Consider the following 22,345-nt stretch of genomic DNA (forward strand, 5'->3'; position numbering starts at 1 on the left):
CTGAATGGGCTTTTTATTAGTTCACTATTATTTCTGCATCCTGCGAAAGAATTACTTTCTTCCCTTTATATATTTTCAGTCTTGCCGGAGGAGAATTCTTTTCGCCCAAAACGATAATGGCACATTCATAAACATTCCCATCCTTTTTAAATTCATACTGGTGATTGCCGCCAATACCTTCAACGACTAATACTCCACCATTAATCACTAAATCAGGCTTTTCAGTCATTTCCTTTTGAATGGACCATGATGCGTATCGATAGTTATTAAAACCTAAATGATCGATCCTAATTTTAAATTTAGAAGTCTTCAGAATACAAATTGGATCCTGAAAAAAAGCAATACTAGGATCCAGATTTTTCTTTTGCGATGCAATTAGCTTGTTTTTAAGTTCTATTTCGGCTTTCGATTGATAATTTACGGCCGTTAAACGGCCTTCAGTATCAAGCCAAATCTTACCGTGAATTAGCATAATTCCGCGTAAACCCATATCATTCCAGCCATTTGCCGGCGTCGATTTTGTAATTTCGTTTTTTAACGTAACATCAAAAATTTCAGAATATCGTTTTATAAAATCTGCTTTATTCGCAATATCGGGTATAGGATATACGCGCTCTAACGGATAAACCACCGCATCAGCAATGGCTTCTTTCTTATCATTTTTGACATTTTCAATGAACTTTTTAACCCGTTTCTGATAATCGATGTCTGAATCCTGGGCAACCATAAAACCGCTGCAAAAAAATAATACTACTAAAAATAAATTGCTTCTTTTCATCTCAAATATTTTTAATTAATTATTAATCCGACAATTACAATCAAATATAGCAAATTTATGATAGTTGTAATCGAATTGAAATTGGGTAATAAAACAAAAAATCCCATTCTTTCGAATAGGATTATGTTTAACGTGGAACAATTTTAGCATCCTGATTAAGGATTTCTTTTCCGTTTTGATAAATGGTTAAATTAGCTGGTGCTGAATCTTTTGTACCTAAAACCGTAATATAACACTGGTACAAGTAATTTCCTTTTTTAAAATCGTAATGGTTATTACCTCCTGTTCCATCGTGAAACCATTTTCCGTTGGCAATGATTAAATCCGGTTCTTCGCTCATCGATTGTTTTATCGACCATGAAGCATATCTGTAATTATCATTTCCTAAGTCATCAATTCGAACTCTGAATTCAGATGTTTCTATGATAATTTGTGGCTCATTAAACTTTGCAATTGACGGGTGAAGTTTACTTTTTTCAAAAGCTATCAATTTGTTTTTGAGATCACTCTCCACTTTTGACTGATAATTTATTGAAAAAACTTTTCCGTCAGTATCCATCCACAAAGTTCCCTGATTTAGCATTATGCCACGCCAGCCTACTTCTGACCAATTTTTTGCCGCATCCGATTGTGAAATTTCGGCTTTCAGTTTAGCATCAAAAATTTCAGCATATCTTTTTACAAGCTCTGCTTTATTCTTGATAGACGGAATTGGATTATCTCTTCTTAAAGGGTATTTAATAGACTCGGCTACAGCCTCTTTCCTATCATTTTTTACATTATCAATAAATTTTTTGACAAACTTCTGATATTCGGGTCTCAAGTCCTGACCTGATATATTTTGAACCATAATGCCAATGAAGAGAACATACAGTAACTTTTTCATAATTCCTATTTTACATAATGTTTTTATAATAGATTCCAAAATTTCATCAGAACTTTCAAATTCCACAATCTAACAATCTAACAATCTAACAATCTAACAATCTAACAATCTAACAATCTAACAATCTAACAATCTAACAATCTAACAATCTAACAATCTAACAATCAGTTAATGCTTGCTTTAAACATCTTCAACTCATCCCACGTAAACTCATCACCATACTTTTCTTTTAGCGGACTTAAAGATTCTTCACTATAAAACTCGAAAGCTTCACGCAAGGCCAGGATTTTATCATACGGTAAAACATCAGATATCTCGACTTTTTTAGCCTGAATTAGTTTAACCAAATGCATTTCAACTGTTTGCACTGTAAGTTTACGAATTCGGGCAATATCCTGAATCGAATTTTTCTCCAGCCATAAATCATGGGTTTCTTCGATGGTTGTTTTCTTATCGGCCTTTGGTATGCTTTTATCTAATTTACGTGCCGTATAACGAACTGTAGGTTCTTCAGATTTAAAAATATCAGTGTTCGACATATTAAATTCCTCGCGGATCTTTGCAACCTTGTCAAATTTGTAGTTTTTAATCGCTGTAGACGACAATTTCTCTTTACAGATGGTTTCACCTGCCACGACAATTTCGATAAGTAATTTGGCCTTCATTAAACGCAAAACAGCTTTTGTTTGCAAATCATCCAAAAAAGCGAGCTCTTCGTAGAACTCTTTTACTTTTTTAAATTTCTGAATTTCGGCCATTTTATTCAAAAGATCCGTAACCAGTTTGTCCATTGGTTTAAAAAAATAATCATAAGCTGCCACTACCCTTTCCTGTACAAAAAAGAGATCGACAGTTTCTTTATTAAAAATTTTATTAAGCTGATTAACGAATTTTTGTGCAGGATCTGCTAACGAATCTATTATTTCTAAACGCTTATGTGCCCATGCAGAATGTTTTGATTTTTCAGAAGCAACTGCATTTTCGTTATAACTAAAACGGTGATTGCGCCACTCCTGAGCCAAATCAGCCCAATTAAAACTGCTAATCAAATAGTTATGAATGAAATTTTTAGTTTCAAAATGCAAAGAATGTTTTAAAACTTCTTCTGTTGCTTTGTTCAAAGCATAATCCATCACATCCTGATCGTTCGAAATACCATTCATTTGCAGCGGAGACAACAAAATAAGCCCGTTTAAGGACCTTAAACGTGATAATGCTACATAGGCTTGTCCGGGTAAAAAAACTTGCGATACATCGAGCGCAGCTTTCTCAAAAGTTAAACCCTGACTTTTATGCACCGTAATTGCCCATGCCAGCTTAAGTGGATAATGTGCAAATGTGCCCAAAACTTCTTCTTCAACTTCTTTGGTGAGATCGTTTACTTTGTATCGGATATTTTTCCATTCGTATTTTTCAACTTCAATGGTTTTATCCTCCTCAGGAAAATGTATGAATATTTCTTCGGCCGAAAGTGACTTTACAACGCCCATTTTTCCGTTGAAATAACGCTTTTCAAAAGACAAATCATTTTTGACAAACATAACCTGAGCACCCACTTTAAGTTTCAAATTTTCCTCAACCGGAAAAATTTTCTCTGGAAAATCCCCCACAATAAACGGCTGATAAGCGAATTCATTTCCGGCTAAATCGCCAATTGCCAGCTCGTTAATCGAATCGGCTTTGGCATTATGCGTAGTAAGTGTAATATATCTGGGATTATTTTTTAAGTCAAAATCAGGTTTCACATATTCATTTAAAACCTGAATATCCTGAGGCGTAATCTGATTGTTGCGCAAATTATTTAAAACCGAAATAAAAGTATCATCTGACTGACGATAAATCTTTGATAATTCAATATATAACGGCGGATATTGCTGAATTACATGTGAATGAAAAAAGAATTTTCCTTTGTAATAATTGCGTAAAGTTCGCCATTCTTCATCTCTGATAACCGGCGGAAGCTGCAACAAATCTCCAATAAAAAGTACCTGAACACCTCCAAAAGCACGGGTATTTTTACGTACCGTCTGCATCATAAAATCAATTGCATCCAACAGATCAGCGCGTAACATACTGACTTCATCGATAATCAAAAGCTCCATATTCCTGATTACGTTACGCTTCACATTATTCATTTTAAAGTGTCGACGTAAAGTTTCCTTATTCTCAAACTTCACTGTTTCAGTAAACTGAGAAGCCTCTTCGTATGATGGAATAAAGGCTGAAAATGGTAATTGAAACATCGAGTGAATCGTAACACCTCCGGCATTCAGCGCCGCAATTCCGGTTGGAGCCACAACCACAGTGTTTTTATGCGTAGTGGCAATAATTTCACGCAAAAGTGTAGTCTTCCCGGTCCCAGCTTTACCGGTCAGGAAAATAGATTTTTGCGTTTGATTGATGAATTGTAAAGTATAAGCTGCTGCTTCTGAAACGTTTTGCATTAGGCGTAAATTGAGAGCTAAAAGTATCGTATTTTTATAAAAGAAAAAACCTAAATCTTGACAGATTTAGGTTTTTAAATTTAGTTAGTTAGTCTGGTATTATTTTTTAGCTTCCTCTTTTACAGCTGGTTTTTCTTCTGTTTTTGGAGTCGCTTTATATTTGTCATTCAGAGCTTTAACGATATCTTTTGTGATATCGAATTTCTCTTCAGCATACAAAATTGAAGCAGCATCTCCAGTACCATAGATATAAGAATAACCGTTTTTCTTACCGTATTCTTTGATGAATTTCTTCACTCCACTTACCAAAGAATCCATTTCAACACCGCTTTCCTGTTGTAATTGTTGAGACAAAGCTTGTTGTGCATAACCCAATTGTTGTTCTCTTTTTTGTAATTCAGCACCTCTTTGTTGTGCCCACGCCTGACCGTTTGCTTGTGCCTGACTTTGAAAATTAGCAGCGTCTTGTTTAAAACGTGTAATCTCAGCTTGTAGTTGTCTTCCTTTTTCTTCTGCCTGAGCTTTGTATTTAGCTTCAAGGTCTTTTGCTTCAGTGTATTCTTTCATTAAAACTGAAGTATCTACGTAAGCTGTTTTTACTTCCTTAACTTCCGCAGTTTTGTCACTACATGAAACAGCGAAAATTGAAAGTGCGATAATTACTAATGCTTTTTTCATTTTTTTAAATCTCTATTTTTTTTATTGTATTGAATGAAGACAAAAATATAAAAAAATAAATAGCATCAAACTAAAGTTTAAAAAATGCTATAATTTTATGATATTACTTTTATTTATTGAGGAGATTTTTACCATAAAATATCATTATTAAAAATGACTTTCACAGCCTTTTTTTAAGGCGTTTTCTCAAAAATAACAACACAAATACTCGCCTTTCATTAGAAGACGCCTTAAACAAGCTTATTTTAAGTTTTAGGGTAATTTAAAGCGTAAATCCGTTAAGAATTATTCTTTTTTACCGTTACGCTTCATCTGATCGCAAAACCATAAAATTAATCCAGTCAAAAAAATTTATTTTTCATTTTTTGCATTCACAAAACAAAACTTAGCAAAAAAAGAAGCACTTTTCTAAAACCTCGAATTTCTAAAAAGAAACAACAAAATTTCCAGAAAAATGCTCCATTTTTACTGCATTAATTTTATTTATGGACTGGGATTTTACCATAAAAGATCACTATTAAAAGTGGCTTTCATAGCTTTTATTTAAAGCGATTTCTTAAAAAAGACAACACAAACCCTCGTATTCCCTCAGAAAACGCCTTAAATGCGCTTATTTTGCGTTTTAGCTGTTTCTTAAGACATAAATGTGCGATGAATACTCTTTTGTTCCCGATGCTTTTAAATTGGATCGCAAACCAATAAAAAAGGCCTTAATGAAATTCATTTTTCCCGTTTTGTATTTTTCAGATAAAAGACTAACATAAAATGAATCGAATTTCATCGGAAGCACTTTTTCTAATTTCATATCAACTTTTCCAAAAAGAGACTGAATGGCTTTTTTTGAGAAATGCCAAAAGTGAATTGGCACATCATAAGCAGCCCAAAATTCATTGTAATATTTTGCATCAAACGATTTGAAATTTGGAACCGCAACAATTAAAGTTCCAGTTGGTTTTAATAAACGTTTCAATTCCTGAATTTGTAATTCTAAATTTGGCACATGTTCTAAAACGTGCCACATGGTAATTACATCAAAAGAATTATTTTCAAGAGCATCAATTCCGTTTACAAAAGAAATTCCTTTTTCTATTGCAATATTTTTTGCTCTCTCGCTTGGTTCCACTCCAACTGTTTCCCAACCATCATTTTTTGCTGTCAACAAAAAATCTCCGGTTCCGGCACCAATATCTAAAATCCTTCCTTTTTGAGATTGTTCACCATTAATCAAATTCAACTTATTTTTTAAAGCAATACTTTTTACAAAGTGATACGCTTTTTCGAACAAAGATCTTTTATTGTCGGTATGAGAAATATAATCTTCGCTTTCGTAATATCTTCCAAGGTTTTCTAAAGCGGGTTGCGGAGAAGTAATCAGCATATCCAAAGTTTCATCGTAATACAGATCAAAAATTTCTTTAGATACAGAATGGTCTTTTACAGTAAGAAAATGTTTTTTGTTTAAAACGTTCATTTTTAATTATAGGTTTTTAATAGAATTTGGCAACGCGGTTGTTACATCACATATACTAATGCAACAAGTATTAATTAATTTAAAATGCTTTACTACGCATCTCACAGATTTTTTTAAATAGTTTTACGATTTTCTTCAAGTTTAGCAAGCCTTCTCAAAGTAGTTTCACGTGGAACATTTTTTTATTTCAGATACCTTCTCTTCAAACAATCCAACTTAATAAAATTCAAACCCCAAACCTGAAACTTGAAACCTGAAACAAAGAAAATCAAAACAAATAAAAACGCACCTATTGGCACGTCTCTAATTTTTTATCTTCCCATGTAAATCAATAAAACAGAAATATCACTTGGAGAAACTCCGCTTATTCTTGAAGCCTGAGAAATAGTTACAGGACGGATCTTGCTTAACTTTTGTTTAGCTTCAATCGACATTGATTTAATTTTATCGTAATCGAAATTCTCCGGTATTTTCACTTCTTCCAAACGAGTTAGTTTATCCGCATTATTTCTTTCCTTTTCAATATAACCGGAATACTTCACCTGAATTTCTGCCTGCTCTAAAATTTCCTGATCCAAATTATTTTCCTCCACATAAGCTTTCACTTTTTCAAACTTAAGCATATCGTCTAAATCAATTTGCGGACGAGAAAAAACTTTAAACATTTTATCTCCTTGTGAAATTGGAGCAGTTTCTTTAGCTTCTAAAATCGGATTTGTTTCTGCAACAGAAACACTAGTCACTCTAAAAAAGGCAACCATCTTTTCAGATTCATTTAATTTCTTTTCCATTCGACGCAAACGCTTTTCAGAAGCAAGACCAATTTCGTGCGACATTGGCGTCAATCTAAAATCGGCATTATCCTGACGCAACAAAGTTCTATACTCTGCTCTCGAAGTAAACATACGATAAGGTTCTTCTGTTCCTTTCGTAATCAAGTCATCAATCAATACTCCGATATAAGCTTCATCACGTTTCAAAATCAACGGCGCTTTTTCATGTACTTTCAAATGTGCATTTATTCCCGCCATCAAACCTTGAGAAGCCGCTTCTTCATATCCGGTTGTTCCGTTAATCTGTCCGGCGAAATATAATCCTTCCACTAACTTTGTTTCCAAAGTATGTTTCAATTGTGTCGGTGGGAAATAGTCATACTCGATTGCATAACCTGGACGAAAGAATTTCACATTTTCAAAACCGGCTACAGAACGCAATGCTTTAAATTGAATATCCTCCGGAAGTGAAGTTGAAAATCCATTCACATACACTTCGCATGTATTCCACCCTTCCGGTTCCACAAATAATTGATGACGCTCTTTATCTGCAAAACGATTAATTTTATCTTCTATCGAAGGACAGTATCTTGGACCAAGACTTTTGATCCTTCCATTAAACATTGGCGAACGATCAAAACCATCTCTCAAAATATCGTGAACATCCAATGACGTATACGTCATGTAACAAGAACGCTGATGCGTTAACGGTGAAGTCAAATCAGAATAAGAAAACTTATCCGGCTTTGCATCACCTTTCTCTTCGTTCATTTTAGAATAATCCAAAGAACGTCCATCCACTCGTGGTGGCGTTCCGGTTTTCATTCTTCCCGCTTCAAAACCTGCACGAACTAAATCTTCAGTAATTCCCGTTGCTGCACTTTCTCCTGCACGTCCTCCACCAAACTGTTTTTCTCCAATATGAATTAAACCGTTCAAAAAAGTTCCGTTCGTCAAAACAACAGACTTCGATCTAATCTCAACTCCCAACGAAGTTTTGATTCCTTTTATCTTGCCATCTTCAATAATCAAACCTTTAACCATCTCTTGGTAGAAATCCAAATTTGGAGTTCCCTCCAACATCATTCTCCATTCTTCAGCAAAACGCATTCGATCACTTTGAACTCTTGGCGACCACATTGCCGGTCCTTTCGATTTATTCAACATCTTAAATTGAATAGCCGTTCGGTCAGAAACAATTCCTGAGTATCCGCCCAACGCATCAATCTCACGCACGATCTGTCCTTTTGCAATTCCTCCCATCGCAGGATTGCAAGACATCTGTGCGATGTTCTGCAAACTCATTGTAACCAATAAAGTTTTGGATCCCAAATTTGCTGCCGCTGCCGCGGCCTCAGATCCTGCATGACCAGCACCAACTACAATAACATCGTATTCTTCTAAAAACATTTTGTTTTATTATTCTCCTCAAACCGTTTAAGGTGGTTCTCAGAATTAATTTTCTTTTCTTTTGTTCCACGTGGAACGTGGTTTTTCTTTTCAGGTTTCAGGTTTCAGGTTTCAGGCTGAAGCTTCCTGGTTCAAAACACAAACTAAAAACCCTCCTAAATCCTTAAACCTTTTCTACACTAAATCTCTATAATCTCTAAAAAACATTGTTTCACGTGAAACAATCTAAAACCTTTCTTAATCAAAAAACAATCGTTCCACGTGGAACATCCGGTTCTTTTATATACAGAAATAAACTATTTTTTCATGTTCCACGTGAAACACTTTAATATAATCACCTTTTTTATTTTTTTATGTTTCACGTGGAACACGTAAAACTGAATTAAAAAAATAATTTATCTACTGTTCCACGTGAAACATAGCAATCTTTTCATCTTCTTTCGATCGCATTAACTCCGCTTCAGCATCACTTTTATCTTTATACCCACAGTAATGTAATATACCGTGCGCTAAAACTCTCTTCAATTCCTCAGTAAAAGAAACATTAAAATCTTTAGCATTATCTTCTACTCTTTCAACAGAAACAAAAATATCTCCGTTAAGTTCGTTCCCAACTGTATAATCAAAACTGATTATATCTGTTAACGTATCATGATTTAGATACTCTACATTAATCTTATGAAGATACTCATCATCACAAAAAATGTAATTTATCTCTCCTTCGTTTTTGTTTTCAGAAACGATAACAGCACTTAACCAATCAGAAAAAGCTTGTTCGTTGTCTAAAGTAAATTCGGTTTCGTAATTAAAATTGATCATTTTGTATTAAAATATTCTTGAACTTTTTGATTAAAATTCGAGCGCAAAGGTAGTGATTGTCTGTTTAATATCTCCACACTGTTTAAATATTCCAGTAATGAACTCGGCAATGCGTTTGTTCTATTAGGAAATTCAGTCTTATTGGTTTCAGATTGACGCTTCGTATCTTGGCCTTGTTGCTGAACTGCGTTGTTTAATTTTAGTAATTCTTGCTGAATATTAAGAATACGCTGCAAGTTCTCATTCTTAAAACCTTTATTCAAAATTTGTTTTTCGGAAGCTTTCATCTGATCGATTACAGATTTACCTTCAGAATCTAATCCTTTTTTAGCAAGTTCTTTTTGCAAGGCTTCACGCAATTTTACTTGCTCTTTGTAAATTTCCATGATTGCTTCAGCATCTCCTTCTCCATCATTGTCCTTCATCTGCCCATTACTTTGACCTCCATTTTTATTTCCCTGACCAGTTTTACCATCAGCGTTTTTACCTTTACCATCCTTACCATTACTTTCTTTGCCTTCACCATTTTTTCCTTCACCCGGTTTATCTCCTGGTTTATCTCCTGATTTATCCCCAGGTTTATCTCCCGGCTTACTACCAGACTTCATACCTTCTTTCATCTTATCTCCTAAACCTTTTTGTTTTTGGATAATATCTGGTAATTGCATTCCTTGCCCATCACCCGGTTTTGGTTTTCCAGATCCCGGTTTGGACATAGACATCTGCATATTATTTAATAAATCACTCAGAAAATCTGCCAACTTATTTGCAGAGGAAACTGCATACTGCTGATGCGATACTCCTTTTGGAACCTGAACATCGCTTAAACTTTCAATAGCTTTATCAATATTGTACTGTACATTTCCAATTTCTTTGGTTACATCTTCGGCAACTTTAGGATTACGAAGTGATAAAGCAAATAAACTGTCATCCACATATCTGAACTGTTGTTTTAAATTTTGCTGAATTTTAATGTTCTTCGTATACGCTGACGAACCCAATTTCATTGTCCTAAATTGTTTCATCACATCTTCCTGCGACAAAGAATAGGCTAAAAGATTATCCAGAATCTGACGAAGCATAGCAACATCTTCTTCCATTTGTTCCTGTTCTCCACCTTCCATACCGGCATCCATTTGTTCTGCCATACTTTTCATTTTTTTAGCAGCACTCTTTTGCTTAGGTTTGGCTGATGCCGAATTCTTTTTACTCAATTCTTCTGAAGCTTTCTGCAAATCATTCTTCACCTCTTTTTCCTTTGAAGCATCATTCGGAATGTCTAGTGGAGCTTTTAATGTTTTGTTTTCTTCTTTCAGATTCTTTAAATCTTCCTGAATTTTATCAAAGTCTTTATTAATATCTTCTTGTTTGTCCTGTGTATTTTCTTTGTCTTTATTTGAAAGCTGCTCTTGTTTCTCAGCAAGCTTGTTTAACTTTTCAGCAACTTGCTCTGCTTTCTTGGATACATAAAAACGCTTTGTCAATTCAACCAATTGTTCTAAATTACGGGATTGGTTTTTACTAATCTGTTTGAATTTTTCCATCTTATCAAACAGATCTTCGCTATTCAACTTGTCATTTAGATTCTTCAATTCCTCCATTAACTTCTGATTCTTCTCCAAATCCTTTTCAGCATTGGCCAATCTCTTTTGCAAATCTTCAGCTGTTTTATCTTTCTTATCCGATTGAAACTTATCCAGATTTTTATTCATCTTCTCTGTAAATTGTTTCATCAATTCGTCTTGTTGTTTCTGACGCTTGATAAAATCATTTACTTTTTGCTGATCTTTAAACTCTAAATTTTCCTTCTCTTTACCGGCTTTCTGAATCTTGTCCATCTCAGAAAACTGTTTCGTTTGATTCTTTAAAGACTTCTCTAAACTATTAATGTTCTCATTCTGCTGTTGCAATTCCAGATCATGAATTTCATCAGTGGTAGCAACACGATCAGAAAAAACAGAAGACTTTGTACTTTTAAAACCATGTGGTGCATCGTTATCAAAAACTTCAAAATAGTATTCATAAGATACTCCCTCCTGCACTGCCAGATTACTTGGAAAGTTAAAAACGAACTGATCAAATACTCCAGACTTCACAGGTATTGTTCCACGCTTAGCAGTGTTGGGTTTGTTTCTTTCATAATACACAACCTGTAATTTAGACAAACCATAATCATCACCTAACCTACCCAAAACATAATTTTTATCTAACTTCAAACTATCCGGAGCTGGTGCAACATGGATTGATGGGTGCTGATCTTTTATCACTGAGAGCTGATAATCCAATTTTTCGTAGTTTTTGACCTTATTATTCGAGGTAAGAATTTGATATTCTGTATTTTGACTGATACTTTTAGCCAATTTAAACTCATTTTGGTCTCTATTAAACTTAAAAATAGAATTTTCGCCCTTCCAAACGATCTCCTGAGTAGATTGTGTTTTCATTTTCCAGGTTACCAAAGTTCCTTCCGGCAGAATTGCATTACCTGTTCCCTGAATAATTTCTGCTTTCTTTTTTAAGTAAGATGGAAAATTAAGTACCATCTCGAAGTTCGAAATTGATGGAACTGTGATCACTTTCAATTCGTATTCTTCTGATGAAACTGTATTACCTTCAAAAGAGAAAGAAACATTTTCAACTGGCTTTTCTACTTTGAATTCAAACTTTCCCGGTTGAGAAGATTCCATAAAATAACTTTCATTCCCAATATGAATCATCACATTTTCGGGAACGATCTTACCAACAGATTCCATCTTGATAACAAAATCTTTGTTTTGCTCTGTTTGTAAATTCTGATTTAAAACAACGAATTTAAAAGGTGCCGGAGGTAAAAACGTGGCATTAAAGTGCACTACTCTATTTAAACTTTGCGAAATAATAGTACTGTTTCCTGAAATATAAAACACGGCAAAAAGCAAAACCGGAACGATTGCTAATGGCAAATACTTTTTGTTGTTGTTAAAATTAATAGCATTACCGAACGGAATCGGTTGTAAAGAATTGGCTTTTTGTTCTATTGAAGCCAGCATTAATTCTGAACTTTCAGCTGTATTTCCTGAAGCTGATAATTGCAAAAAGTTAGTCAGCTTATCACTTACTTCTGTGAAATGATTCCCAATAATAGCCGAAGCCTGATTGTAATCTATTCCTTTTTGAAGTTTAAATAACTTAAAAACGGGAAATAAAATAAATCGAAACAAAAGAAAAACTTCTACTCCAATAAATAACCAAAACAATACGGTTCTTCCAAATGGTTTCAACCATAGAAAATACTCTATAAAAAGTGTAAAAAGAAAATACAATAATCCAAAACCAATAAAAAGAAGTCCTCCTTTTATCAATTCATTTGTATAATATTTTTTTATAAACGCTTCTAATTTTTGATATATGGCAGATGTTGTTTTCAAAATGAATCTCTTTTATTTATAACCTATAAAAGTAGTAATTTTAATAATACCTTTTAAAATTCTAAGTTACTAAGACGCTAAGCTTTTAGGAGGCAAAAATCTGAAATCGACATTCTAAAATCTAAAATCATAAACCGTATCTTTGCATCAAAATTTAAACAAATGTCAAAGCAAGTTCGTGTGCGTTTTGCACCAAGTCCAACCGGACCATTACATATTGGCGGTGTTCGTACTGCCCTATTTAATTATTTATTTGCAAAAAAACATAACGGTGTTTTTTATCTGAGAATTGAAGATACAGATCAGACTCGTTTTGTTCCAGGTGCTGAAGCTTATATTATGGAAGCGCTGGAGTGGTTAGGAATTGCTCCTGAAGAAACGGTTGGAAAAAATGAAAAATTTGGTCCGTACAGACAAAGTGATCGTAAAGAAATATACCAAAAATATGCCGATCAGTTGATTCAGTCTGGCTGGGCATATTATGCATTTGATACTCCGGAAGCACTGGATGCACACAGAAAGCAACATGAAGCTGAAGGAAAAACGTTTATATACAATCATCATAACCGTGAAAAGTTGGATACTTCTTTGGTAATTTCTGCCGATGAAGTTGCGTCAAGAATTGCCAATGGAGAACATTATGTCATTCGTTTTAAAACTCCAGTTGACGAAACTTTACATTTAAAAGATATTATCCGTGGTGATGTAAAATTTGAAACCAATTTATTGGATGATAAAGTATTATTCAAAAGTGACGGAATGCCAACGTATCACTTAGCCAATATTGTGGATGATCATTTGATGGAAACTTCACATGTAATTCGTGGTGAAGAATGGCTTCCTTCTATGCCTCTTCACGTTTTATTATACAGAGCTTTTGGCTGGGATGCTCCTGAATTTGCACACTTACCTTTGATTTTGAAACCGGTTGGAAATGGAAAATTATCTAAAAGAGACGGTGACAAATTAGGATTTCCTGTGTTTCCATTGGAATGGAAAACGGAAGAAGGCATTTTATCCGGATACAGAGAAAAAGGATTTTTCCCGGAAGCGGTTGTAAACTTCCTGGCTTTATTAGGATGGAATGATGGAACGGACAAAGAAATATTCTCTTTAGAAGAATTAGTAGCCTCTTTTGATTTGAACAGAGTACATAAAGCGGGAGCAAAATTTGATCCTGAGAAAAATAAATGGTTCAATCATCAGCATCTTATCCAACAAAATGATACCGATTTAGCAAAAAGCTTCTCTCCTATTTTGGTTGAAAAAGGCTTCTCTTCCTTCGTCTCCGCTAAGGAAGACATTGCAAAGCTTACAAGAATCGTATCACTTATCAAAGAAAGAGCAAATTTCGTTTCAGAATTTTGGGATTTAACGGATTTCTTTTTCCAGGCTCCAACCTCATATGATGAAAAAGCAAGTAAAAACTGGAAGGAAGAAACACCTACTTTAATGCAAGAATTAATTTCGGTTCTGGAAAATATTGAAGATTTTACTTCTGCAAATATTGAAACCATTGTAAAAGACTGGCTGACTAAAAATGAAATTGGTATGGGGAAAGTCATGCAGCCCTTCAGACTTAGTTTGGTTGGAGCACTAAAAGGTCCTCATCTATTTGACATTGTTGAAATCATTGGAAAAGAAGAAACTATTTCGAGAATTCAAAAAGCAATTTCAACTTTATAAACACAATTCCATTTAAAAATAGAAACGCTAAGTAACATCAAACAAATGTTCTTAGCGTTTTTTTAATGTTTTAAAATTTTAAATTGGAAGAATATTCGTAATTTACAACATCAAAAACTAAATCAATATCACCATGAACACAGCATTTATTATCATTTTAGTCCTGGCATTTTTTATACTAATGTCCTCCTTCTTTACCGTGAAACAACAATCGTCTGTAATTATAGAAAGATTTGGAAAATTTTTAAGCGTAAGGAATTCAGGATTACAACTTAAAATTCCTTTGGTTGACCGATTGGCCGGACGTGTTAATCTTAAGATACAACAGTTAGATGTTATTATTGAAACCAAAACCAGAGATAACGTTTTCATAAAAATGAAGGTTTCGGTACAATTTAAAGTTATTCAGGAAAAAGTATACGACGCTTTTTATAAGTTAGAATATCCACACGATCAAATTACTGCTTATGTATTTGATGTGGTACGTGCCGAAGTTCCAAAACTAAAACTGGATGACGTTTTTGAAAGAAAAGATGATATTGCGATTGCAGTAAAAAGAGAATTGAATGAAGCGATGACCACTTATGGTTATGATATCATCAATACTTTGGTGACTGATATTGATCCTGACATTCAGGTAAAAAATGCCATGAACAGAATTAATGCTGCTGACAGAGAAAAAACTGCTGCTGAATTTGAAGCCGAAAGTTCCAGAATCAGAATCGTTGCAAAAGCAAAAGCCGAAGCCGAAAGTAAACGTTTACAAGGTCAAGGTATTGCAGATCAGCGTCGTGAAATTGCAAGAGGTCTTGTAGAAAGTGTTGAAGTTTTAAACAATGTTGGTATCAATTCTCAGGAAGCTTCCGCCCTAATTGTCGTTACACAACATTATGATACGTTACAAGCGATTGGTGCTGATGCCAATTCGAACCTAATCTTGTTACCAAATTCTCCACAAGCCGGAAGCGATATGCTTAACAATATGGTTGCTTCTTTTACAGCTTCTAATCAGGTTGGTGAAATGATGAAAAAAACAAATAAGAAAATTGAGAAAATAAAACCAATCGAACCACAACAATCCGGCTATGAAGATGACATTCAACCGGAAATAAAATAATTTAAAAAAGAAAAAGAGGCTTATTTGCCTCTTTTTTTATTTAAAAACCAATTGATAATATAGGGTAAAATGGATTGTAAAATTTGTGGATATGAATTAAAGAAATACTCTTTATAAGAAGAAAATACTCCGTTAATTATATTTTGGGGTGTTATAGACTCCTTAGTTCTTTGAAAACTTAATACTAATTTTTGATAATTAATATCTTTCTCCAATTTCAGAATTTCTAAATCTCTCTCGATTTCAGCGTATGATGAATATTTTTTTGTTTCCATAATTAATCATTAAAAAATATTTCTGAAAATTTCTCCAAAATTGGCCCTTCTACAAACTTATCTTTTACAAAGAAAAGTAGTATTGTTGCCAAAAGATAGATCCCTCCTACTGTCAGAAATCCTAAAGTGTAACTTCCAAACAAATTACTAAAAGCGAATGCTGCTGCTACAGATCCAAAAAGTAATACCATTCCAACACACAATAATATCAAAGTAAACTTAAAAATCAGAGTGGTCGATTTCATTGCAACCTTAAAACCCCAAAGTTTATAATAGGCCAAATGACTGTCGAGATAAATTTTAGCCTGATCCTGAATATTTTCAGTATTCTCTTTTAATTCTTCAAAAGCCATAGTTGTAGTTTTGGTTAAAAAAAGAAGCACAAAACTTATGATTTAAAAATTGTCATTTAGTCATTCTAAGAATAAAATAACCAACACAATCCAACAAATCATTCTAAGCTTTGTGCTTCCGGATTATTATTTCTGAAGTTTAGCGTTTTGTGCTTTTAAATCAGACAGTTTAGTTTCTAAAAAACTAATTACTTCTTCTGTTTTATAACTCATATTTGAAAGCAGCTCTCCATAAGTTCCATCTAAATTTTCTTTTGCGTGCGTAAACTTTTCACGCAATACTTCAGAACTTGCTGAAAGTGAATCTTTTAAATTATGCGCCGCATCATCTAAACCTTCTTTCAGTTTAGCACGAGTTTTAGATCCTTTATCAGGAGCAAATAAAATTCCAATCGCTGCACCAGCGGCCGCAGCACCTATAATTGCTGCTACAGTATTTAGATTCTTTGACATAATATTTAATTTAAGTGATTAATAAAGGTACTCTTTTTTTAAACTATAAAATATTGACTTGATGTTATTTAATAAAAGTTAACACAAAATTTAATACGCATAAGCTACCGCTTCATACTTTCCATCTGCTTTTTCAACAATGCTCACAAATGGGTATCCGTTAGAAGCCGATTTTGTTTTTATTCTCATTGCAGTCTGTTTCTGATTTGCAAGTGGCGACTCCCCTTTTGTTTTTGTTGACACTCCTGAAAAATTAGCTACTTGTTTCAAACCGGCTGTTTTCTCCTGAGGTAAAACGGTAACCAATTTGTAATCTGATTTAGAATCAACCAGAACTTTATCGCTTATTTTTTTTGTTTCTTTTGTTTCTTTATTGGTCAATTGTGAAACTGCGTACTTACTAATTTTCTGTTCTTCTCTACTCCCATCTAATGAATAATAAATTAAATCATTTTCTTGTTTGATGAAATTAACATCCAATTGTTCTCCATTGTGTTTTGTAATTTGGTGCGTTTGACCAATTGCAAGATTTGCAAATAAAAACGACAGTGTAATAATAATATTTTTCATAACTAAATAAATTTAAAATTGTTTACAGTCAAAAATTGAAAATCAAAATTTGAAACTATCAGTATGAATAATTCTATGATTTTTAACATTATGAAACTACTTTGAAAAAATACTTATTCGCTGAAATATTATCAAAATGAGATCACAATGAAAATTAGAATATAAAACGATTGACAAGAATTCATTTCCAGAATTAAAACTAAAGCAAAAATGAATCATTTTTAAACTTTAGCCCAACTCACTTTTCGATTCTCAGCTTTCGTTTTAAATTATCGAAAAAACATTTTCAATTTGACATTTGCATAAAAATACGAACTTTATAAACAATTGTGTGTTAATAACCCGTTAAACTGAGAAAAATAACATCAAAAACTAAAATAAAGGCCGTAAATCAACGATTATTCAATAAATGAGTTACAACATAGAAGAAATAAAAAATTATTTTAAAATCACTCTATTAAAGCCATTTTTAATCTAAAACATCTATAAATTTTAAAAATAAAATAGTTTTTATAAATAATAGATAAAAACATAACAAAAAATAAATTTTATAATTAAAATAAATCATATGCTAATTGGTTAAAATTCCCATTTAAATCTCTCTTTTGAACCAAATTTATCTTCCGTTTTACAAAAATTAGATAACTACGAATTTTATGAGCAATAATGGGTTCTTCGTCTAAAAATTCTACCCTAAAAATAGCTAAAATTAATACTAGCTTTATTTTTGAATCATTTTTTAAAAGATGATAAATAACTCCACTGATTATTTTTTCTGTCTTAAATTTAATTTATGAAAGTCATTTTTAATCTATAAAAACTATAAAATTAATCCATTATATAATTTTTACAAATAATAAATAAAAACTTAATTATAATAAAAATTAATAGATAAAATTAATTATTATAATTTTATCTTTTCATTTTGCTTCAAAAGTGATAAAATTGAATAAATTCTTTGAAAAATTTACAAAACCAGTCGAATTCATAACTTTTTCCATAATCTAATGTTCAAAAGTAGTAAATCAGACTAAAATAAAAGCTAAAATTAAAATAAAGCTAAATTTTTAACTATTTTCACAAAGATGATAAATGAGTCGAAAGAAGTTTTTTTTATAGCTTAAAATCAACTTATGAAGGCTGTTTTTAATCTAAAAACTCTATAAATTTTTAAATATTAATAGAAAATACAAATAATAAAAAAAGCGCTTACAAAAAGCGCTTTTTAATAGATTATAATTATATTATTTTTGAATCATTTCAGAAAGAATTTCAATTTCTCTCATCGAAGCATTTTTTGGAGGATTTGAATGTAACTTCAAAATATCTTCTTCAAATTGTTTTCTTAAACTTTCATTTTCTAAATCTCTTAAATTTAAAAGTGCTTTAGATCTCACATAAGTAGATTCACTTCTAAGAGACATCGTGTACAATTTTTTAATATCCTCTTCTTCAAAATCAGGAGATTTCAAACTGGAATATTTTAGAATAAACTGAGCAAACAACAATGATCCTTTGTTATTGTTAATATTCTTCTTTAAAGAATTTTGCAACAACGAAAAACTAGAAACATTTTTGATGCTCTCCCCTATTGCACTTTCAATAGCAATACGTTCTGCTTTTGTCTCCACTTTGAAATATTTATTGATATCCTTCAAAGAATTGTTGATACTATTTTCTTCTTTTTTACCCTTCTCTTCCCAGGCATCTTTTAGTCCAACCGTTTTGTTAAATACTAATTTTGAAGGAGTTGAATCTTTATCCACTGTAAAATAACCCAAACGTTGAAACTGAAATTTATCTTCGTTTTGAGCTGTAGCCAAACTTGGTTCAACAAATCCTGTAATTATTTCCAACGAATTTGGGTTCACAAAATCTAAGAAATTTTTCTCTTTATAACTGTCCGGAGCTTCATCTGTAAACAAACGATCGTACATACGAACTTCTGCTTCAACTGCATGCTGAATGGAAACCCAATGTAAGGTTCCGGATACTTTTCTCTGACTTGCTTCTGTCCCGCTTCCGCTTAAAGAATCAGTGTCATAACTTACATGAATCTCCGTAATATTACCTTCTGAATCTTTTATAACACTTTCACCTTTAATGATATAAGCATTTTTTAGACGTACTTCTTTTCCTAAAGTAAGACGGAAAAATTTAGCAGGCGCATCTTCTAAAAAGTCTTCTCTTTCGATATATAATTCACGTGAAAAAGGCACTTTTCTGAAACCTGCATTTTCATCCTCCTGATTATTTTCGGCTTCCAACCACTCCTCTTTTCCTTCAGGATAATTTGTAATTACCAATTTTACCGGATCTAAAACGGCCATAACACGTGGTGCAATTTTGTTCAAATCTTCACGGATACAGAATTCTAAAACCGATACACTGATCAGATTATCACGTTTTGCAATACCAATTGTATTAGCAAAATTACGCAAAGATGCAGCAGTATAACCTCTTCTTCTTAGTCCGGAAATGGTTGACATTCTAGGATCATCCCAACCGTTAACATGCTTTTCCTTAACTAGTTGCTGTAATTTTCTTTTGCTTACAACTGTATGCGAAAGATTACGTCTGGCAAATTCTCTCTGCTTCGGACGTAGTTTATTATCTTCAAAAATTTGGTCTAAAAACCAATCGTATAATTCACGGTGAGGCAAAAATTCCAGTGTACAAAATGAGTGTGAAATGCCTTCCAAATAATCACTTTGTCCATGTGCCCAATCGTACATTGGGTAGATTTTCCAGTTATCCCCTGTTCTATGATGATGTTTGTGTAAAATTCTGTACATGATAGGATCACGCATCAACATATTGGTTGATTTCATGTCTATTTTGGCACGAAGAATATGAGTACCAGCCTCAAATTCACCATTTTTCATTCTTTCGAACAGGTCTAAATTCTCTTCGACTGAACGATTTCTGTACGGACTATCAGTTCCTATCGTTGACGGAGTTCCTTTTTGAATCGCCATTTCTTCTGAAGACTGACTGTCTACATAAGCTTTATCTTTCTTAATTAACAAAACAGCCCAATCATATAGTTGCTGAAAATAATCTGAAGCATATCGTTCTTCTGACCAGGTATATCCCAACCATTCTACATCTTTTTTTATAGCATCAACAAATTCCTGTTCTTCTTTTTCGGGATTTGTATCGTCAAAACGTAAATTTACAGGTGACTGATAATCAATTCCCAAACCAAAATTTAACGCAATAGAACTTGCATGCCCAATGTGCAAATATCCATTTGGTTCTGGTGGAAAACGAAAATGAAGTTTGGTTTTAGAAAGACCTGATTTTAAATCTTCCTCTATGATTTGTTCAATAAAATTGAGTGATTTCTCTTCTGATGCCATTATTTTATAGTAATTTTAGCAAAGATAAAAAAAAGGTTTCAGGTTTCAGGTTTAAAGTCATTTAAGTGTCGTTGAACCTGAAACTTTAAACTTTAAACAATAAGAAAATGGGAGTTATAAAATTAAAAAACATCCGTACTTTTTCCTACCATGGATGTTTAATTGAAGAAGGAAAAATTGGATCTGATTACACGGTTGATCTAAAAATCAAAACTAATTTACAAAAATCAGCACAAACAGATCATTTGTTAGATACTGTTGATTACGTTCATTTGAACAAAATTGTAACCGAAGAAATGGCAATTCGCTCTCATTTATTAGAGCATGTAGCCAAAAGAATCAATATTCGTGTACTTTCGGAGATTGAAATGATAGAAAAAACTACTGTTTGGGTTTCTAAGATAAATCCTCCTATTGGTGGTGATGTTGAAACAGTTACTATAAAAATGACGGAAACGAGAAAATAATTTTTTCTTTAAAAATGCTAATTTTTTAAAATAGTTACTTTGAAACTTTTGAAATTTAAAGATTTTAGTTACTTTTGCCATCCGTTCAAGTAATGGCGTCGTGGCCGAGCGGCTAGGCTGGGCTCTGCAAAAGCTCCTACTCCGGTTCGAATCCGGACGATGCCTCAAAAACCTCTAAAGAAATTTAGAGGTTTTTTTTATGTTTAATTTTTAGAAAAAATTAGATAAAGATTTTATGTTCGAATCCGGACGATACCTCAAAAAGAGATACAGAAATGTGTCTTTTTTTTATGGTAATTTTTAGAAAAAATTAGATAAAGATTTATGTTCGAATCCGGACGATGCCTCAAAAAGAGATACAGAAATGTGTCTTTTTTTATGGTAATTTTTAGAAAAAATTAGATAAAGATTTATGTTCGAATCCGGACGATGCCTCAAAAACCTCTAAAGAAATTTAGAGGTTTTTGAGGCATTAAATTATACACAATCTTGTCATTTCGAGGAACGAGAAATCACACCAATTAATCGACAAAGATTGTCGATTAAGTTTACGGAGTTTCTTGTGTGATTTCTCGTTCCTCGAAATGACAAACTTTACGCAAAATTGCAAACCGGATAGGTTTTAAAAACCTGTCCGGTTTAATATATAAAAAAAACCTCTGATATACAGAGGTTTAATTTTATAATTTGGAGTTATTAACAACTTACTTTTCAATCTTTTCGAAAGCGTTTTTAACCATTTCTTTCTCTTTCGGAAACCAACCCTGAATCATTAAAACAACACCAAAAACCATCAATACAACACTAATACCTTTTTTAATTTTTAGGATATTCGTAGGTGTCATTTTTGATTTTAATTGTTTGGCTAATAATATTTTAAGGCAATCAACTACTAAATAGGTAATGATAACCGAAGTAAAAAAAGTAAACATTCTCGAATTTTGCATTTCTAACTTTGGACCAACAGAAATAATAACGGCTAACCAAAAACCAAGAACGCCAATGTTAATAACGTTCAGTAAAAAGCCTTTTACAAATAAACTACCGTAGTTTCTTTTAATAATATCACGATCGATTTCTTCGTCGTTTATTTTTGCTTCTTTCTTTAGTCTTACGAAAGAAATTATACCGTACGCCAGCATAATAATTCCGCCAAAAATAAAAAGAGCAGGTTTGTCTTTTAAACTCTGAATCAGTCTGTAACTTCCCAAGTAGGCAATTGCAATAAAGAAAATATCACCTAATACTACACCAAGATCAAAAACTAATGCAGCTCTGAATCCTTTCGTAATACTGGTTTCCAATAGTATAAAAAATACCGGACCTACCATAAAACTTAAAAAAAGTCCCCATGGCAGTCCAGCCAAAATATCATTTATCATTCAAATACAATTTC

Annotated in this window: 17 protein-coding genes and 1 tRNA gene; 4 read left to right on the top strand and 14 right to left on the bottom strand. The window is 32.8% G+C overall.

Annotated elements, in window-relative coordinates:
* Positions 1-16: 16 nt before the first annotated feature.
* The 8 genes from M4I44_RS04525 to M4I44_RS04560 all read right to left on the bottom strand — a co-directional run bounded on the left by M4I44_RS04525 (position 17) and on the right by M4I44_RS04560 (position 12,666).
* Positions 17-778 (bottom strand): hypothetical protein, encoded by a 762-nt coding sequence (locus M4I44_RS04525; protein ID WP_249966637.1) that lies wholly within the window; start codon positions 776-778, stop codon positions 17-19.
* Between the two features lie 127 nt (positions 779-905).
* Positions 906-1,664 carry a hypothetical protein gene (locus tag M4I44_RS04530; protein WP_249966638.1) on the bottom strand — a complete coding sequence of 253 codons (759 nt, stop codon included), beginning with the start codon at positions 1,662-1,664 and terminating at the stop codon, positions 906-908.
* 164 nt (positions 1,665-1,828) lie between these two features.
* On the bottom strand, positions 1,829-4,108 hold the full coding sequence (locus tag M4I44_RS04535) for a helix-turn-helix domain-containing protein (RefSeq protein WP_249966639.1): 2,280 nt from the start codon (positions 4,106-4,108) through the stop codon (positions 1,829-1,831).
* Positions 4,109-4,207: 99 nt separating this feature from the next.
* Positions 4,208-4,786: an OmpH family outer membrane protein gene (locus tag M4I44_RS04540; RefSeq protein WP_017495761.1), complete on the bottom strand. Its 579-nt coding sequence runs from the start codon at positions 4,784-4,786 to the stop codon at positions 4,208-4,210.
* 622 nt (positions 4,787-5,408) lie between these two features.
* Positions 5,409-6,257 (bottom strand): bifunctional 2-polyprenyl-6-hydroxyphenol methylase/3-demethylubiquinol 3-O-methyltransferase UbiG, encoded by an 849-nt coding sequence (locus M4I44_RS04545; protein ID WP_249966640.1) that lies wholly within the window; start codon positions 6,255-6,257, stop codon positions 5,409-5,411.
* 311 nt (positions 6,258-6,568) lie between these two features.
* The gene (gene mnmG, locus M4I44_RS04550) at positions 6,569-8,440 is read right to left on the bottom strand and encodes a tRNA uridine-5-carboxymethylaminomethyl(34) synthesis enzyme MnmG (protein ID WP_249966641.1); all 1,872 of its coding nucleotides are present in this window, start codon (positions 8,438-8,440) and stop codon (positions 6,569-6,571) included.
* A gap of 399 nt (positions 8,441-8,839) precedes the next feature.
* Positions 8,840-9,259: an rRNA maturation RNase YbeY gene (ybeY, locus tag M4I44_RS04555; protein ID WP_017495758.1), complete on the bottom strand. Its 420-nt coding sequence runs from the start codon at positions 9,257-9,259 to the stop codon at positions 8,840-8,842.
* Positions 9,256-12,666, bottom strand: a complete 3,411-nt coding sequence (locus M4I44_RS04560) for a hypothetical protein (protein ID WP_249966642.1) — start codon at positions 12,664-12,666, stop codon at positions 9,256-9,258. Before M4I44_RS04560 ends, ybeY begins: the two co-directional genes overlap by 4 nt.
* 162 nt (positions 12,667-12,828) lie before the next feature.
* Between M4I44_RS04560 and gltX the strand changes: the two genes are divergently transcribed.
* Both gltX and M4I44_RS04570 read left to right on the top strand, forming a co-directional pair.
* Positions 12,829-14,352 carry a glutamate--tRNA ligase gene (gene gltX, locus M4I44_RS04565; protein WP_249966643.1) on the top strand — a complete coding sequence of 508 codons (1,524 nt, stop codon included), beginning with the start codon at positions 12,829-12,831 and terminating at the stop codon, positions 14,350-14,352.
* A gap of 133 nt (positions 14,353-14,485) precedes the next feature.
* The gene (locus M4I44_RS04570) at positions 14,486-15,469 is read left to right on the top strand and encodes an SPFH domain-containing protein (protein ID WP_017495755.1); all 984 of its coding nucleotides are present in this window, start codon (positions 14,486-14,488) and stop codon (positions 15,467-15,469) included.
* Between the two features lie 20 nt (positions 15,470-15,489).
* Here the strand turns inward: M4I44_RS04570 and M4I44_RS04575 are convergent, their stop codons facing one another.
* From M4I44_RS04575 to M4I44_RS04595, 5 genes are all read right to left on the bottom strand, one after another.
* Positions 15,490-15,744 (bottom strand): DUF6327 family protein, encoded by a 255-nt coding sequence (locus M4I44_RS04575; protein WP_249966644.1) that lies wholly within the window; start codon positions 15,742-15,744, stop codon positions 15,490-15,492.
* A gap of 2 nt (positions 15,745-15,746) precedes the next feature.
* A complete protein-coding gene (locus M4I44_RS04580; RefSeq protein ID WP_017495753.1) occupies positions 15,747-16,097 on the bottom strand; it encodes a hypothetical protein in 351 nt (116 codons plus the stop codon).
* A gap of 126 nt (positions 16,098-16,223) precedes the next feature.
* Positions 16,224-16,550: a YtxH domain-containing protein gene (locus tag M4I44_RS04585; RefSeq protein WP_249966645.1), complete on the bottom strand. Its 327-nt coding sequence runs from the start codon at positions 16,548-16,550 to the stop codon at positions 16,224-16,226.
* Positions 16,551-16,640: 90 nt separating this feature from the next.
* The gene (locus tag M4I44_RS04590) at positions 16,641-17,120 is read right to left on the bottom strand and encodes a hypothetical protein (RefSeq protein ID WP_249966646.1); all 480 of its coding nucleotides are present in this window, start codon (positions 17,118-17,120) and stop codon (positions 16,641-16,643) included.
* A gap of 1,244 nt (positions 17,121-18,364) precedes the next feature.
* Positions 18,365-20,482: a glutamine--tRNA ligase/YqeY domain fusion protein gene (locus M4I44_RS04595; protein WP_249966647.1), complete on the bottom strand. Its 2,118-nt coding sequence runs from the start codon at positions 20,480-20,482 to the stop codon at positions 18,365-18,367.
* 107 nt (positions 20,483-20,589) lie between these two features.
* On the opposite strand from M4I44_RS04595, the gene folB reads away from it, so the two are divergent.
* Entirely contained in the window at positions 20,590-20,949 is a 360-nt protein-coding gene (folB, locus tag M4I44_RS04600; RefSeq protein ID WP_017498764.1) for a dihydroneopterin aldolase, read from the top strand.
* A gap of 94 nt (positions 20,950-21,043) precedes the next feature.
* Positions 21,044-21,114: transfer RNA gene (locus tag M4I44_RS04605), tRNA-Cys, on the top strand.
* Between the two features lie 539 nt (positions 21,115-21,653).
* Here the strand turns inward: M4I44_RS04605 and M4I44_RS04610 are convergent.
* Positions 21,654-22,331 (bottom strand): LysE family translocator, encoded by a 678-nt coding sequence (locus tag M4I44_RS04610; protein ID WP_017498763.1) that lies wholly within the window; start codon positions 22,329-22,331, stop codon positions 21,654-21,656.
* Positions 22,332-22,345 lie beyond the last annotated feature (14 nt).

The organism is Flavobacterium sp. B183 (assembly GCF_023539155.1).
Taxonomy (GTDB): Bacteria; Bacteroidota; Bacteroidia; order Flavobacteriales; family Flavobacteriaceae; genus Flavobacterium; species Flavobacterium tructae.